Origin of the sequence: Streptomyces sp. NBC_01716, assembly GCF_036248275.1 — a bacterium.
GTDB lineage: Bacteria > Actinomycetota > Actinomycetes > Streptomycetales > Streptomycetaceae > Streptomyces.
Map to the genome: position 1 here is coordinate 5,811,079 of NZ_CP109181.1, position 15,073 is coordinate 5,826,151.

The following is a 15,073-nucleotide window of genomic DNA, read 5'->3' on the forward strand; positions in this document are numbered from 1 at the left end:
GAGGACAGGGAAACCATGCCCGAAGTGGATGACGCGCCCGTGATCGTGAGCAGCACGCCCGGTTCGTTCGCGCGGAGCGTGCTGGCCGAGCGCCACCCCGCCCTCATCCAGCAGGTACGGGACGCCTTCCCGTGGTCCCCGGAGCGGCACCGTGCGCTCGACGCGCTGCTGCGCTCCTGTACGGAGGGCGTCATCGAACCGTTGGATCCCGGGGCGCACGACCGTGAGCGGTGGGACGCGTGGGGCGGCGAGTACTTCGGCAGGTCGTGGTTCGACGTGCCGTTCCTCTGGTCCGAGAGCTACTTCTACCGCCGACTCCTCGAAGCGGTCGGCTACTTCGCGCCGGGGCCCTGGCACGGCACCGACCCGTTCGCGCCCTTCAAACGGGCGGAGTTGTGCGGCTCGCTCGTCGACGACGAACTCGCCGCTCTCGACGCGCTCGCCGAACGGCCGGTGGAGGAGCGGGCCGCCGCGTACCTCCAGGCCTCGCTCTGGGGCAACCGCGCGGACCTCGGCTTCGCGGTCGGTTCACCGGGCGCGGCGGCCACCGTCGGCGCGGCGGGCGCGGCGCGCGGTGAGGATCCCCGGCCCCTCGTGGCGGATGACAGCGAGGTGCTGTGGTCGCTGCTTCCTACGGAGGGGACGCCCGCCGAGGGGACGCCCGCCGAGAGGCCGGCCGGCGGTGGCTCGTCCGGCTCCGCACGGACCGTCCACGTCATCGCGGACAACTCCGGCCGCGAGCTGATCCCCGACCTCGTCCTCATAGACCATCTCCTGACCACCGGTCGCGCGGACGAGGTCGTCCTGCATGTCAAGCCGTATCCGTACTACGTCTCCGACGCGACCATGGCCGACGTCGTCGACTGCGCGCGCCGTATCGCTCAGGCGTCCGGCAGCGCGGGCGAGGCGGGCAAGCGGCTCTGGACGGCGATGGGCGACGGGCGACTCGACGTACGAGCGCACGGTTTCTACTGCGCGCCGTTCCCGTACAGCGAGATGCCCGCCGATCTCCGGCGCGAGTTCGCGGGGGCCGCCTTGACGATCGTGAAGGGCGACCTCAACTACCGCCGCCTCGTGGGCGACCGGCTCTGGCCGCCGACCACGTCGTTCGCGGAGCGCACGGCCCACTTCCCGGGGCCGGTGGCGGCCCTGCGTACCCTGAAGTCCGATGTGATCGTCGGCCTCGACCCGCGCACGCCGGCACGACTCGAAGAAGCGGGCGCGAGCGGGGGCCCCTGGCGCACGAGCGGGACGCACGCGCTCGTTCAGGTCTCGCCGGGCAACGCGGGAACGTAGGTAACCAGAAGCCCAGAAGCCCAGAAGCCCAGAAGCCCAGAAACTCAGAAACTCAGAAATTCAGGAACGGACCTCGGAGGCAGGCGGCATGGCGCTCCAGATCAGCGCGACCAACCCGGAGCAGCCGGCCGTGCTCCTCGACCTGCCCTGGGGCATCCCGCTCGAAGAGTGGCCCGACGACTGCCTGGTGGCGCTGCCACGCGGCATCTCGCGCCACGTGGTGCGCTTCGCGGCAGCCGGGTCCGAGGTGCTGGCGGTCAAGGAGATCGCCGAGCGTCCCGCGGTGCGGGAGTTCGGGCTGCTCAGGGATCTGCACCGGCTGGGGATACCGGCGGTCGACCCGGTCGCGGTGGTGACGGGGCGGGTCGACGCGGACGGCAGGCCGCTGGAGTCCGCGCTGATCACGCGGCACCTCAAGGGCTCGCTGCCGTACCGCTCGATGTTCGAGTCCACAATGCGCCCGAGCACGGTCAGGCGCCTGATGGACGCGCTCGCCGTCCTCCTTGTGAGGCTGCATCTGACCGGCTTCGCGTGGGGCGACTGTTCGCTGTCCAACGCGCTCTTCCGGCGCGACGCGGGCGCGTACGCCGCGTATCTGGTGGACGCCGAGACGGGCGAGATCCAGCCGACGCTCAGCGCCGGCCAGCGAGACTACGACATAGAGCTGGCGCGCGTGAACATCGCCGGGGAGCTGATGGACCTGGAGGCCGCGGGCTCGCTGCATCCGTCGGTCGACCCGGTGCCGTTCGGGGCGGCGATCGTACGGCGCTACGAGGACCTGTGGCACGAGCTGACTCGGGAGTCCGTCTACCCGGTCGACAAGCGCCACTACATCGACCGCCGGATACGTCGGCTCAACGAACTGGGCTTCGACGTCGCGGAGATGCAGATGGAACGGTCGCCGAAGGGCGACACCGTCACCTTCCTGCCGAAGGTGGTGGACGCGGGCCACCACCAGCGCCAACTGCTGCGGCTGACGGGCCTGGACGCGGAGGAGAACCAGTCGAGGCGCCTGCTCAACGACCTGGAGAGCTGGATGGCCGGCCAGGACGACTACGCGCCGGGCGACCCGCTGGGCGCCCGCCCCGAGGTCCTGGCGCACCGGTGGGTACGCGATGTGTTCCGGCCGACCGTACGGGCGGTCCCGCTGGAGCTGCGGCGCACGACGGACGCGGCGCAGATCTACCACGAGCTGCTGGAACACCGGTGGTACCTGTCGGAGAGCGCCGGGCACGACGTGGGGCTGGACACGACCATCGAGGACTACGTCGCCAACGTACTGCCGGGCGGGCCGGGCCGGCCGGTGGAGTGAGCGGCCCCGCCGCGACGGGGGAAACGCGGCGGGACCTGGAGTGCGAATGCCCTGCGGTCCGCCGGTTACACCTGAGGATTCGTGTGGCGGGGGCCACTTGTCACCAGCTGTACTTCTTCGTGGGCTTCGACGGTGACAGCTCCGCGGCCGAGGGCCGTTGTCGTACCCCTGTGGCAAGGTGATTTCAGGTGCCGAACGACGGGCACCTCGCTACTCGTTGACCCCTGGCCGCAAGAGGAGCACACCCATGTCCGGACCCGGTCCCGACGCCGGCGGAGTCCTTGACTCCCTGACAGCGGTGGCAGCACTGCTGGCGCCCGACCAGCCCGCCGTCGCCGAGCAGACGCGTCGCGCGCACACCGACCCCGAGGGTTACGTGAGTACGTACGGGGACCGGCTGGACGACCGTGGCATCGACGAGCCGTTCCCGGGTCTCCCGTGGACAGCCCTCGTGGACGCGCTCACCGAGCACAAGCTGCTCGCCGAGTTCGACTGGAAGGAGGACGCGGACGAGATCCGGCGCGGGCTGGGCGAGCTGGTGTCGCGCCCGTCCGTCGATCCCTGGGTGCTCTTCGAGGACGGCGAGACGGACCTGCCGACCTACGACTTCCTTGAGGCGTGCGGCCGGCACTACCGCGAGGTCGGCGCGGCCCTCGTGGTGCTCGACATCGAGTCGGACTGCTACCCGGTGGCGTGCGTGCGCGCGAGGCGGGTCGACGAGCTGATATCGCTCGCCAAGGGCGCGGGCTTCGCCGTCTGGCCGCTGGGCGTCCCCAAGGCCTAGGGCGTGTTTTAGAAGTAGCGTCGTCCGCCCACTGGGCGGGGCCCACGGCGTCTGGTGCGTGCGATCGCAAGGCGGAGGATCATCCCCGTAGATGGACCGGACGTACTTGGATGACTCCGACAACGCAGCGAGCGCGCGTGCCAGGCGTCGTGGGCCAGACGGGACTTCTCAAACACGCCCTAGGACCCCGCCCACCCGGCCCTGGGCCCCCCGTGGGCCCTTGAGCCCTGTCTCTGGGCCCGGGGCCCGGCCTAATGTGCGTGGTGCTCCACGTGTACGTGTTGTGACTTTGGCCAATTCGCTGACGCACAAAGAGCGTTCGGGAGATCGGGGATACGGGGATGTCGTGGAAGCGGAGTCTTTTACGGAAGGAGGTCGGCGATGGCGCGGTTGGACCAGTTGCTCGGTACTGATTTCTACCATCGTCCGACGTCCGACACAGACGAGATAATTTACGGGGGACTCGACCACCCTGAGCACCGGGAGAGGGTTCCGGGGCTCATCGCGGTCATGGGTGATCGGGCGGCACCCGGCAAGGAGCGCTTCCTGGCCTGCGTGGCCCTGACGACGTGGGGAGAGCCGGCCGGATATCAGGCGGTGGTCGAGGCCGCCGTATGCGGCAAGCGGGCTCCTTGGTACGACGTTCTCGTCGACCGGAAATACTCGGTGGACAGCACCTTCGCCCAACTCGCCGTCGCCTTGGGCGACAGCAGGGAGATGGCGGAGGAGAAAGGGACGGTCACACAGCGGGATTCAGCTTTCCAGGCACTCGTGAGAATTGCCGACACCGAGTATTTCGAGGACCAACTCGGCGATCTCATGGACGAATCGACGGTGCGTCTGCTGCTCACGGACATCGCGGAGACGGCGGACAGAGGGGTCGGCTCCCTGACCGGAGCGGCCGACGTGCGGCCGAGATTCGACCTGGCCACTCAGCTTGTCGATCTCGCGGGCGCGGTCGCGCTGGTCGACGGGGCCCTCGCCGCGCGGCTCGCCACGACCGTCCTGGAGGTCGAGCCCTCACGGCGGGCGCTGGTGCACGCGGTCACGGTGCTGCACCGCTCCGGGGCACCGGAAGTACGGCGGCTCGGCGCGTACATGCTCGCGGTCGGCGACGAGCGCGTACGCGGGATGGCGACGGACGCGCTGCGTACGGCGTGAACTCTCAGACTGTGGCCGGGGTTCTTCCACGGGGGGAGAGCCCCGGTCACGTACCACCCCGTCCCGCGTTTAATACGAGGTGCGGTGAGGGTCGCGCTGGTTAGTGTGGCCTTCGTGATCGACGCGATGTTCCGGACGCTGCTGGCCGCCGCCCACGACGGCCGCTGGGAGCTCGTCACGGACGGCGAGTCCGAGGCAAGTGTCTTCCGCTCCGCCGACGGCTCGCGGTACGCCAAGTGCGTGCCCGCCCTCTCCGCGGCCTCGATGGAGGGAGAGCGCGACCGCGTCGACTGGCTCAGCGGTCAGGGCGTCCCGGGACCGCGCGTGCTCGACTGGCGCGTGACCGCCGATGCCGCCTGCCTGGTGACCAGCACGGTCGTGGGAGTCCCCGCCGACCAGGTCACGGCTCCCCAACTCCGGGCGGCGTGGCGGCAGATCGCGGACGCGGTGCGCCGTCTGCACGACGTGCCCGTGCGGACGTGCCCGTTCAGCCGCGACCTCACGCGGATGTTCGCGACCGCGCGCGATGTCGTCGCGCGAGGCGCGGTCAATCCGGAATTCCTCCCGGAGGACCAGCAGCGAACGCCGCCCACCGAACTGCTCGCGCGCCTCGTCCCCCAGCTCGAACAGCGCCTCGTTCAGGAGGCCGCCGAGGCCGTCGTCTGTCACGGGGACCTGTGCCTGCCCAACATCGTCCTTGACCCGGAAACCCTGGAAGTGGCGGGCTTCATCGATCTCGGCCGCCTCGGCCGGGCCGACCCGTACGCCGACATCGCTCTGCTCCTCGCCAACTCCCGTGAGACCTGGGCCGACGACCGGCGGGCGAGCGCCGCGGACGAGGCTTTCGCCCAGCGGTACGGCATCGTGCTCGACCGTGACCGGGAGACGTTCTATCTCCATCTCGACCCTCTCACCTGGGGCGAAGGAGTTGAGATGCCCGGTCACCCGAGCACGCGTTGACGTCGTAGGTCGCGACCGACCCGTCATCGCGTGCTGCTCTTCCAACTGCGGCACAGCGAAACCTTCCCCGCCCTGTTCAGGCGGGTTTCATCCCCCGGCGACCCAAGGGGCCCCTGTGCCGTCCGTACCCTCCGATCCGTCGCGCCCGCCGAGCCTGTGGCGCGATCGCGACTTCCGCAGCCTCTGGGCCGGCCAGACCGCCTCGCAGTTCGGGGCGCAGGCCGGTCAGGTGACCCTGCCGCTCCTCGCCGTGGTGGCGCTGCACGCCGACGCCACCCAACTCGGCGCCCTGCGCGCGGCCCAGCAGGTCCCGATCCTGCTGTTCTCGCTCTTCGTCGGCGTGTGGGTGGACCGTTGGCGCTCCCGCGACGTGATGGTGCGGGCGGACTTCGGCCGGGCGGTGGCACTGGCCGCCATTCCGGTCGCCTTTCTCCTCGGCGTACTCGGAATGCCGCTGCTGCTCGTCCTCGCTTTCCTCGTCGGCGTACTCACGGTGTTCTTCGACGTGGCCTACCAGGCCGCTCTCGTACGGCTGGTGAAACGCGATCAGCTGGCGCAGGGAAACAGCGCGCTGGAGGGCAGCAGATCCGCGGCGCAGATCGGCGGCCCCGCGCTCGGTGGCGCACTGGTGTCGCTCCTGTCGGCGCCGATCGCCGTCGTCGCGGGCGCGTTCTTCTTCACGGTGTCGTTCCTGTCGATCCGCCGAATACGTCACCGCGAGCCGCTGTCGCCGGACGTCGCCCGGCCGGCGACAACAGAGTCCGCGACAGTACGGCCCGCCCGCATGCGGCGGCAGATCCTCGAAGGTCTCCGCTTCGTCGTCGGCGATCCGTCATTGCGCGCCGTGGGGCTCGCCTCGGCCATTTTCCAGTTCTCCTTCGCCGCCCTGATGACGGTCTATCTGCTCTTCCTGCCCCGCACGCTGCATCTGTCCGGCGCTGAGGTGGGGCTGGTGCTCGCGGCCATGGGCCCGGGAGCGCTCGTCGGCTCCGTACTCTCCGCCGGAATGCCGAAGAGATTCGGGTACGGCGTGGTGCTCGTGTTCTCGGCGGCGCTCGCCGACGGCGTGATGCTTCTCGTACCGGCACTGCACGGCTCGACCGCCCGCACGATCGCCTGCCTCATGGCGGTCAACTTCCTGTTCGGCGTCTTCAGCCAGCTGGTCGACGTCACGGTCATGGCCGTTCGCCAGTCGATCACTCCGCCGGCGATACAGGGCCGAACCGTCGCGACCATCAATTTCGTCGGCATGGGCCTGACACCGCTCGGCTCGCTCCTCGGCGGCTTTCTGGCCGCGACATGGGATCCGCGAACGAGCCTGCTGGTGGCGGCCATCGGTCTGCTTCTCTCGCCGGTGTTCATGGCGCTCTCACCCCTCGCCCGCCTGGGGAAGGAGCTTCCGACGCCCGGTGACCCCGGTGGCCCGTGTGCCAGGTGAGCTCGTCCGAGAAGGAGGCGCGCCTCAGCCGTTCTTCTCCAGCTGGTCGAGGAAGCCGAGGAGGCGGGGCAGGACCACGTCCGGCACTTCCAGGATCGGGCTGTGGCCGATCCTCTCCAGGCGCCACAGAGTGGCGTTCGGCAGGTGCTCGGCCATCTCGTCCTGCCAGGGCACCGGACGTGGCTTGTCCTCCTCGCCCGAAACGATGAAGACGGGGACCTTGATCTGTGGGAGCAGGTGCACGGCGGTACCCCGTTCGATCACGCCCGCCATCGCGGGACGCAGGGTCTTCGGTACCTCCGCGATCCTCGACTCCCACAGCTGGACAATGTCCTGCTTGTCAGGATTGGTGAGAGTGGTGGCGCCGAACATGATCTCCATGGTCTCCCGGAGTACGTCACCGACGAAACCCTGCCGCCCCACGCTGTTGACCCACTCCCGGAAAACCTGAAGCTGATCGGCGGGTTCGGAACAGGCCGAGGATCCCAGGACGATCATCGACCGGACCAGGGCGGGCCGAGCGACGGCCAGGCGAAACGCCACATCTCCGCCCATGGACTGGACGAGCAGGTGCACCTGCTTCAGGTTCAGGGCTTCGGCCAGCGCGATGACGTCAGCGGTCACCGTGTCCAGATGGATGAAGTCGCCCTCGGCCGGCGCGCTCCGTCCCTGGCCGCGGAAGTCGGGACGGATGACGCGGTACCGGCCCGCGGCTGCCTCCTTGAAGCCCTCGAACATGCGGCCGTCGAGGAACAGGGAGTGCAGGGCGAGGACCACTGGAAGGTCTTCTTCGCCGGTGTCACGGACGAAGAGTTCCGTTCCGTTGACGGGGATCGTCTTCTCGGTCCGGGTCTCGGTGTTGCTCATGGATGCCTCTCACAGTTGGGGAAAGGGGAAGCCACGCGTTGGATCACGTGTGGGGTCAGACGGTTCAGCGTCGCGCCGAAGAGAGCAGCAGGCGTCGGCTGGTGCTGCTCAGCGCGGTCGCGGCGACGAGGATGCCTCCCTGGAAGAGGAACTGCACGTACGACTCGGCGCCCAGCAGGGACAGCCCGTTGAAGGTGACGGTGACGATGAGTACGCCGACGAGGGTGCCGACGATGTGGAAGTCGCCGTCCTTGAGCACCGAGGCCCCCAGGAACACGGCGGCGAAGGCGTTCAGCAGATACCCGTCACCGGCCGTGACCTGGCCGCTGCCGATGCGCGCCGACAGCACGATGCCAGCCAGCCCCGCGCACACCCCGCAGATCACGAAGGCGATGAGCGTGATGCGGGTGACCCGCACACCGGCCATGCGTGCGGCGACCTGGTTGGTGCCCACGGCCTGCATGTGGTGACCGAGCAGTGTGAAGTTCAGCGCCACCCACAAGGCGCCGAGAACCATCGCGGTCAGGATCACCGGGGCGGGGATCCCCAGCAACGACGCACGGGCGATGTCGGTGAAGGGGCCGGGCTTGAGCGTGATGGGTGTGCCGTTGGAATAGGCGTAGTTGATCCCCAGAAGCATGGTGCTCATACCGAGGGTGGCCACGATCGGGTCGATCCGCAGGAACGCCACGAGCGCTCCGTTGACCAGGCCGATCCCCCCGGCGGCAGCGAGGGCGAGCAGCATCGCGACGAACCACGGCAAGCCGCTGCGCTCCAGCAGACCGACCGCCAGGATGCCCGACAGACTCACCACGGACGCGAAACTGAGGTCGAACTTGCCCGCCACCAAAGGGAGGGTCAGGCCTCCGGCGACAATGGCGAGCGTGGCGCTCTGGCTGAGGATGTTCAGCAGGTTCTGGCCTGTCAGAAAGGCCTGCGGGCTCGCTGTGGCGAAGCCGATCAGGAGCAGGACGAGAACCGCCGGCGTTCCGTAGCGGCCCGTCAGGACCAGGGCACGCTGGGCGTTGCCCGATGTGGTCCCCCGCGTGGCCGGCGCCTTCACGGTTTTCTCGATGGTGACTTGCATGGCGGTTTCTCCGTTTTCTTGACCGCGATTCTCGATCGCGCGGCACGTCACGCGTAGCAGAGGTGCAGCATGTTGGGGACGGTGATGTCGCCGGACGCGAGTTCGCCGACGAGGCGGCCTTCGGCCATGACGAGGACGCGGTCGCATTCGAGGAGTTCTTCGAACTCGGAGGAAATGACGAGGACGGCCGTTCCCGCCGCGTTGGCTTCACGGATACGGGCATAGATGTCGGCACGTGCGCCCACGTCCACCCCACGGGTGGGTTCGTCCATGATCAGGACCTTCGGACGGGTGGCCAGCCAGCGGCCCATGACCACCTTCTGCTGGTTGCCTCCGCTGAGGCCGAGGACGGGTTGCCGGGGGTCCGTGACCTTGATCCCGAGCGTGCGGCAGGTGCTTCTCGCCGCGGCCCGGGAGGCTCGCGGACTGATGAGCGGCAGCCATCTGCCGGCGCGCCAGCGATCCCAGACGGTGATGTGGAGGTTGTCCTCGACGGAGTGGGTGAGGAACAGTGCCTCGGAGCGCCGCTCCTCGGGAACGTACGCGACACCACGAGTGATGGCCCGCGGGATGGAGTTGGGTCGGTACGGCCGGCCCTGAAGCGTCATCGTGCCGCCGTCGGGGCGGTCGGCGCCGAAGATCAGCCGCGCCAGTTCCGTTCGCCCGGAGCCGACGAGACCGGCGATGCCGACGACCTCCCCTGCACGCAGGGTCAGGGAGATGTCGCGTACGGCCCGCCCCCGGCTGAGGCGGTCCAGGCGCAGGGCGACGGGGGCGCGCTCGTGCGCCCGGAACGCGGTCGCTCCCGCTCCTGGGGTGACGTCGTGGCCCACAATGGCGCGGACGACGGCCTCGCGTGTGATCTCGGTTCTGGGCAGGGTCAGTGACACCGATCCGTCACGGAAGGCGGTGACCCGGTCGCAGACCTCCGTCACTTCGTCGAGCCGGTGGCTGATGAACACCACCGCGACGCCTGAGTCCGCCAGCTCCCGCGTCACCTGAAGCAGCTTGGCCGCCTCCTGGGCGTCCAGGGACGCGGTCGGCTCGTCCATGGCGATGAAGGCGCGTTCCTCGACGAGTGCGCGCGCGATCGTGACCAGCCATTGCTGGTGGATGGTCAGTTCGGCGACGGGGGTGTCGAGTGAGAAGTCGATCCCCACCCGTTCGGCGGCCTGGAGTACCGCGGGCGGTACTCCGCGGAGTCGGCGGAGGGTCAGCAGGGAGCCCCGGTGGCTGCCGAGCATGATGTTCTGAGCCCCGGTGAAGGACGTCACCAGGTTCAGCTCCTGGTGGATGAAGGCGAGGCCGAGCCGGGCCGCCTCGGCGGGACCGTGGATGTGGGTGGACTCGCCGCCGACGAGGATGTCTCCCGCGTCGGGCTGTTCCAGCCCGGCCAGGCAGCGGATCAGCGTGGACTTGCCGGCGCCGTTCGCGCCCACCAGTCCATGGATCTCGCCTCGCCGGAAGGAGACGTCCACACCGCGCAGCGCACGGACCGCACCGTAGGTCTTGGCCAGCCCTCGCACCTGGATCAGCGGCTCGGCCTCGTGGACGGCGGCGGTCCGGCCGGAAGGGGTTCCGGACGCTTGCGGCCCCATGGCTACTTCCTCAGCTCGGGGTGGTCGGCGAGGAAGGCATCGACATTGGTCTTGTCGATGATCTGGTAGTCGCCGTCGATCTCGACCTGCTTGAAGTCATCTGGGGCAGCCCAGTACTTCTTCAGGAGCCGGGCGATCTCACGTCCCTGTGACGGGCCGTCGATCCACTGCGTCGCCGTCAGCCTGCCGGCCTTGACCAGGGACAGCGCCTCGGCGGTGCCGTTGAGGCCGTACGTCTTCACGTCGGTGCGTCCGAGCTGGCGAAGTGCGGCTGCGGCGCCCGTGGCGGGGTCGTCGAAGCAGGCCCACACGGCGAGGTCGCCGCCCTTGGGGTGGGCCTGGACCCACGCCTGAGTGGCCTTGTCGGCGGACTCGATCTGGCCCGGGATGGTGATCTGCTGGCTGTCCGCCGTGATGTCGGTCTTCTTGAGGGCGCTGTCCAGGGCGGCCTCGCGGCGCTGGCAGGGCAGGCCGGGGCGGTATCCGAGGGCCAGCAGCGAGCCCGTGCCCTTGAGGTCCGTCACCACTCGGTCGGCCATGGGGCCGCCCACGGAGACGTCGGCGGCGATGGGGACGCCCGGCCCGAGGCCGCCGCCCCAGTTGGCTACGGGGATTCCCGCCGCCTGGGCCGAGGCGACTCCAGAGGCGAGCGCGGCGGTGGGGAAGACGGAGACGGCGATGGCGTCGACGCCTCGCGTGGCCAGGTTCGTCAGCGCGGTGTTGGCCGAGTCGACGCTGCCGTTCGCGTCAACCTCGGTGATCTTCCAACCCTCCTTCTTGCCGTACTCGGCAATCGCGTCGAGGGCGCTGTTGGCGTAGACGTCCGAACCGGAGAAGCGGATCAGCCCGATGGTCTTCGCTCCGTCCCCGGACGTGCCGGACGCTCCGGCGTCGCAGCCGGCGAGGACGGTGGTCAGGGTGCTGGACACGGCAAGGGCCATGACGGCGGTAGTGCGGCGTTTCACGGCGCGCTCCTTGAGGAGGGCGGCGAAGGCAGCTCCCGCAAAGGGGCACGAGCAAGACTTCGCGGCCTGCGGTTGGGGATTCGGGAGGGTCCCGGATGCTCGTCGGGTGGCCCGGAAAGGCCGAGGCGACAGCGCGGATGAGGTGTTTTCCCTCGTTGGGCTTCAATGGATCCATCTAGGAATGTTCCTTCGGTGAAGCCGAGAATCGCCCTAGGAACGACCCTAGTCAATCGGTTACGCCGAGATGAATGCATCACGTTTATGTAACGTGATCGGATCTATGGATCCACGTGGGTGAATGTCGGGTTCGGCTCACTGGGCGCCCGGGGCGAGAGGTCGGGCACGCCGGGCAGGCGGGCCGCAAGGATCGCGGCCCGCCTCGTGGAGGCACTGTTCAGGCTTGCCTCACTCTTCGAGGAAGAGCTCCGGATGGCGTGACAGGGCCAGGCGGGTGCGGCGGATGTGCCCCTCCAGGAAGCGCTCGGCGTCCACGGGATCGCCCCGCTTGATCGCTTCGATGATCAGCCGGTGCTCATGGTTGATGAGCTGGTACCCGGATGGGTTGATGAGCCGCGCGTAGGCACGCCGGTAGTGCTGCGTGGTGTTCCAGAATCGCCGCACCATCGTGAGGAGTTGATCGTTACGGCAGCCCGAGTACGTGATCAGGTGAAGCTCCGCGTCGAGAGCGAGGAAATGGTCGACATCCTGATTGGATTCGATCTCGCTCTGAATCTCGTCGAGCCGCGCGAAGTCCTCCGAGGTGAGATTCGGAAGGGATTCGGTCAGGGCGAGCGGCTCCACGCGTTCGCGCAGCTTGTACGTCGCCTGGCACTCCGCGAGGTCCATCTTGGAGACCCAGGCCCCGCTGTTCGGCTTGATGACGACCAGGCCTTCCGCCGCGAGAATGCGCAGCGCTTCCCGCACCGGCAGCCGGCTGGATCCCAGCGACTCCGCCACTTCCTCCTGCATGATCCTCGTACCGGGCGTCAGCGCCCCGGAGAGGATGCGCTTGCGGAGCGTGTCGGCGACCCTCTGGCTGGCTACCAAGGACGAACCGTCGGGGCCTGGCGGCATGCTGTTCCTTAACGTGGCGACTGTCCGGGCGTCTCAGGTTGCCACAACCGCACCCCGCCGCCCGCACGCTGGTCCAGCCCCTTCTCGTAAGCCTTGCCGTGCGGGAAGGAAACGAGTTCCAGCTGCATGCCCCAGGGGGTGAGGAAGTACACCCAGCGCTGCCCTCCACTCGGGCCGGAGCTGTCGGTGGGCCCGCCCAGGACCGTCACCCCGTGCGCGCGCAGATGGACGACGGCCTCGCCCAGGTCCTGGACGTAGAAGGCGAGATGGTGGCCGCCGATGTCGCTGTTGCGCGGCGGGACGGGATGCTGATCCGGCGACTCGTACTCGAAGACTTCGAAGTTCGGGCCGTTCGCACAGCGGAGGAAGGCCAGGCGCCGCATCACCGCGCGCGGGTGGACGTTGAGATGGTCGGCCATCCAGGTGCCGTCGGAATGGAACGGGCCCAGGGTGTAGACCAGTTCGCAGCCGATCACGGTGGTGAAGAAGTTCGTGGCCTCCTCCAGGTCGGGCACGGTGAAGCCGACGTGCTCGACACCCGCCAGGCCCGGCAGTCCGTGAGGTGCGCGTACGGTCACCCCAGGCCGCCGGGGATCGGTTCGGAGGGCCTTCGGCGCCGTGGTACCTGGATCGCCTCGACGATCAGACCGACGCTGTCCCGGGTGTCGAAATAGGCGAAGCCGCCGTCGCCGTCCTCCCCGTAGCCAGTGCCGGACTGGAGGAGAGTGATGCCGGCGGCCGTCACGTCGCGAACGGCCTCCTCGACGGAGGGCACCCAGAAGCCGAGGTGGTGCAGGCCGTAGCCGTGTTCACCGATCCACTCGGTGTAGACGCTGGGGCCGTCGAGGGATTCGATCAGTTCTACTTGCGGGGCGCTGCCGGTGAGCGCGACGCGCATCCGGAAGGTACCCGTTCCACCTCGGTATCGCAGGCGGGGAACGGTCTCGGGACCGTAGGTGTAGACGAGCCAGTCGTCCGCGCCCAGCAAGGCGGACCAGGTGGCGATGCCGGCTCCCAGATCGGGTACGAGGACGCCGACCTGGGCGACGGGCAGTCCGGCCAGGGGAGGGGGCAGGGCGCCGGCCGACGGTACGCCGGCGGGAAAGCCGGTCATCGCACGGCCTCCTTGACAAAGCCGCGGACGGTGTCGTTGAACTCGACCGGGTTCTCGATCATCGGATAGTGACCCGTGCCTTCCAGGACGGCGATCCGGCTGCCGGGGATGCGGTCGGCGACCTGCTCGACCATGTCCTGCGGGACGAGCCAGTCCGCGTCACCGCGCAGCAGCAGCACCGGGCTGTCGATGCGTCCCACCTGGTAACGGCGGTCGAAGCCCGCGTAGCCGGTGAGGTCCGCCGCGATGACCTCCGGGCAGACCCGGCGCAACTGCCAGACGACTTCGCGTGCGCGCTGCGGTGGAGTGCGCCGACCGGTCATCGACTGTGACCAGCCCTCCAGGATCTGCGCTCCGTTCAGGAGCAGCATCTCCAGCAGTGTGTCGCTGACCGTCGGGGTGTAATCGGAACCTTCCGCGGAGATGACGGCGCGGTAGAAGTCCGGGCGCCGCGCGGCGAGTTCGAGCACCATGTTGCCGCCCATCGAGCAGCCCACGATGACAGGGTTCTCCAGGCCCAGCGCGGCCATGAACTCCTCGTTGAAGTCGGCGTGGTCGCTGATGGACCGGAACGCTCCGCCGGCCGGTTCCAGGGTCTTGCCGTGGCCGGGAGCGTCGAGGGAGATCACTCGGAACTCGTCGGACAGACCCTCCACCACATGGCGGTACATCAAGGTGTCCTGACCTGCCGCGTGGATACAGACGATCGGGATGCCCTCTCCTGCCTCCTCGTAGTACGTCCGCAGGCCGCCCACCTCCGCGTAGCGCCCGGTGACCTCGGTGTGGCGGCCCGGCGTGGGATCCGGTGCGTACGGGCCGGGCTCGGCCGCGGGTTTGCCGGTCCTCGACAGCGCACCGAGCAGAAGCCACATGGCCTTGACGTTGCGCATGGCGGCGACGCCGTCGCCCTCCACGGTGAGTTGTCCGAGGCCGGGCGAGGTGCCCCTGAACCAGTCGGTGTCGCCGTCGATCACGCGGCGCCACTCCGCGTCCGGGGCTGCGAGCGTGATGTCGGCCCCCTGTGGGTGCGTGCCCCGCAGGACGGAGACGGCCCGCCCGTCCCGGGTGTCGATCGTCCAGGAGGCCCGATCACCGCGGAACTCGATGCGGGCGGGGAAGTACTTGGCCGCCTCCCCCCACTGGGGGTCGGCGTTGACCTCGGCCAGGGCCGCCTCCCACCAGGACTCCCGCTCGAACTCGTCGAGGGCGCGGGAAGCGCTCGTCACCTTTGACATGGTCACCCTCCATTGGATCCATTGTGCTCCTTGCCTGAGACCCTCGCTCGTGAAATCCGGCTAGTCAATGCCGCAAGAGGCAATGCTCATGTAACATAAAGATAACGCACACTTGCATGTGGATCCATTTAGGTCGAGTGTGAAACGAACGCAGAAGCCGGTTGCCCCCCGCCCGGCCGAGC

14 protein-coding genes are annotated in these 15,073 nt (G+C 68.8%); 6 read left to right on the forward strand and 8 right to left on the reverse strand.

Annotation, left to right across the window (positions count from 1 at the left end; all coding sequences use genetic code 11):
* Positions 1–15: 15 nt before the first annotated feature.
* The 6 genes from OIE74_RS25665 (at position 16) to OIE74_RS25690 (ending at position 6,951) form a co-directional block, all read left to right on the forward strand.
* A complete protein-coding gene (locus tag OIE74_RS25665) occupies positions 16–1,296 on the forward strand; it encodes a damage-control phosphatase ARMT1 family protein (RefSeq protein ID WP_329387527.1) in 1,281 nt (426 codons plus the stop codon).
* 88 nt (positions 1,297–1,384) lie between these two features.
* Positions 1,385–2,608, forward strand: coding sequence for a DUF4032 domain-containing protein (locus OIE74_RS25670; RefSeq protein ID WP_329387529.1), 1,224 nt, complete (start codon positions 1,385–1,387; stop codon positions 2,606–2,608).
* Between the two features lie 247 nt (positions 2,609–2,855).
* Entirely contained in the window at positions 2,856–3,392 is a 537-nt protein-coding gene (locus tag OIE74_RS25675) for a DUF6630 family protein (protein ID WP_329387531.1), read from the forward strand.
* A gap of 381 nt (positions 3,393–3,773) precedes the next feature.
* Positions 3,774–4,553, forward strand: coding sequence for a hypothetical protein (locus OIE74_RS25680; protein ID WP_329387533.1), 780 nt, complete (start codon positions 3,774–3,776; stop codon positions 4,551–4,553).
* A 126-nt stretch (positions 4,554–4,679) separates the two neighbouring features.
* Positions 4,680–5,513: an APH(3'') family aminoglycoside O-phosphotransferase gene (locus OIE74_RS25685; protein ID WP_329392442.1), complete on the forward strand. Its 834-nt coding sequence runs from the start codon at positions 4,680–4,682 to the stop codon at positions 5,511–5,513.
* Positions 5,514–5,628: 115 nt separating this feature from the next.
* Positions 5,629–6,951: an MFS transporter gene (locus OIE74_RS25690; protein ID WP_329387535.1), complete on the forward strand. Its 1,323-nt coding sequence runs from the start codon at positions 5,629–5,631 to the stop codon at positions 6,949–6,951.
* Positions 6,952–6,975: 24 nt separating this feature from the next.
* Here OIE74_RS25690 and OIE74_RS25695 read toward each other — a convergent pair whose 3' ends face one another.
* The 8 genes from OIE74_RS25695 to OIE74_RS25730 all read right to left on the reverse strand — a co-directional run bounded on the left by OIE74_RS25695 (position 6,976) and on the right by OIE74_RS25730 (position 14,882).
* Entirely contained in the window at positions 6,976–7,818 is an 843-nt protein-coding gene (locus tag OIE74_RS25695) for an alpha/beta fold hydrolase (RefSeq protein ID WP_329387537.1), read from the reverse strand.
* Positions 7,819–7,882: 64 nt separating this feature from the next.
* The gene (locus OIE74_RS25700; protein WP_329387539.1) at positions 7,883–8,905 is read right to left on the reverse strand and encodes an ABC transporter permease; all 1,023 of its coding nucleotides are present in this window, start codon (positions 8,903–8,905) and stop codon (positions 7,883–7,885) included.
* A 47-nt stretch (positions 8,906–8,952) separates the two neighbouring features.
* Positions 8,953–10,503, reverse strand: coding sequence for a sugar ABC transporter ATP-binding protein (locus OIE74_RS25705; RefSeq protein WP_329387540.1), 1,551 nt, complete (start codon positions 10,501–10,503; stop codon positions 8,953–8,955).
* A 2-nt stretch (positions 10,504–10,505) separates the two neighbouring features.
* The gene (locus OIE74_RS25710; protein ID WP_329387542.1) at positions 10,506–11,468 is read right to left on the reverse strand and encodes a sugar ABC transporter substrate-binding protein; all 963 of its coding nucleotides are present in this window, start codon (positions 11,466–11,468) and stop codon (positions 10,506–10,508) included.
* Between the two features lie 405 nt (positions 11,469–11,873).
* Positions 11,874–12,515, reverse strand: coding sequence for a GntR family transcriptional regulator (locus OIE74_RS25715; protein ID WP_329387544.1), 642 nt, complete (start codon positions 12,513–12,515; stop codon positions 11,874–11,876).
* A gap of 35 nt (positions 12,516–12,550) precedes the next feature.
* A complete protein-coding gene (locus OIE74_RS25720) occupies positions 12,551–13,120 on the reverse strand; it encodes a VOC family protein (protein ID WP_329387546.1) in 570 nt (189 codons plus the stop codon).
* Entirely contained in the window at positions 13,117–13,656 is a 540-nt protein-coding gene (locus OIE74_RS25725; RefSeq protein WP_329387548.1) for a VOC family protein, read from the reverse strand. The genes OIE74_RS25720 and OIE74_RS25725 overlap by 4 nt, the downstream gene beginning before the upstream one ends.
* Positions 13,653–14,882 (reverse strand): alpha/beta hydrolase, encoded by a 1,230-nt coding sequence (locus OIE74_RS25730; protein WP_329387550.1) that lies wholly within the window; start codon positions 14,880–14,882, stop codon positions 13,653–13,655. Before OIE74_RS25730 ends, OIE74_RS25725 begins: the two co-directional genes overlap by 4 nt.
* Positions 14,883–15,073: the final 191 nt, after the last annotated feature.

Bases quoted from the DNA above. Each gene is read 5' to 3' on its own strand.
- OIE74_RS25685 (WP_329392442.1), top strand. From the start codon at position 4,680: ATGTTCCGGACGCTGCTGGCCGCCGCCCACGACGGCCGCTGGGAGCTC.
- OIE74_RS25670 (WP_329387529.1), top strand. From the start codon at position 1,385: ATGGCGCTCCAGATCAGCGCGACCAACCCGGAGCAGCCGGCCGTGCTC.
- OIE74_RS25675 (WP_329387531.1), top strand. From the start codon at position 2,856: ATGTCCGGACCCGGTCCCGACGCCGGCGGAGTCCTTGACTCCCTGACA.
- OIE74_RS25680 (WP_329387533.1), top strand. From the start codon at position 3,774: ATGGCGCGGTTGGACCAGTTGCTCGGTACTGATTTCTACCATCGTCCG.
- OIE74_RS25695 (WP_329387537.1), bottom strand. From the start codon at position 7,818: ATGAGCAACACCGAGACCCGGACCGAGAAGACGATCCCCGTCAACGGA.
- OIE74_RS25725 (WP_329387548.1), bottom strand. From the start codon at position 13,656: ATGACCGGCTTTCCCGCCGGCGTACCGTCGGCCGGCGCCCTGCCCCCT.
- OIE74_RS25700 (WP_329387539.1), bottom strand. From the start codon at position 8,905: ATGCAAGTCACCATCGAGAAAACCGTGAAGGCGCCGGCCACGCGGGGG.
- OIE74_RS25665 (WP_329387527.1), top strand. From the start codon at position 16: ATGCCCGAAGTGGATGACGCGCCCGTGATCGTGAGCAGCACGCCCGGT.
- OIE74_RS25705 (WP_329387540.1), bottom strand. From the start codon at position 10,503: ATGGGGCCGCAAGCGTCCGGAACCCCTTCCGGCCGGACCGCCGCCGTC.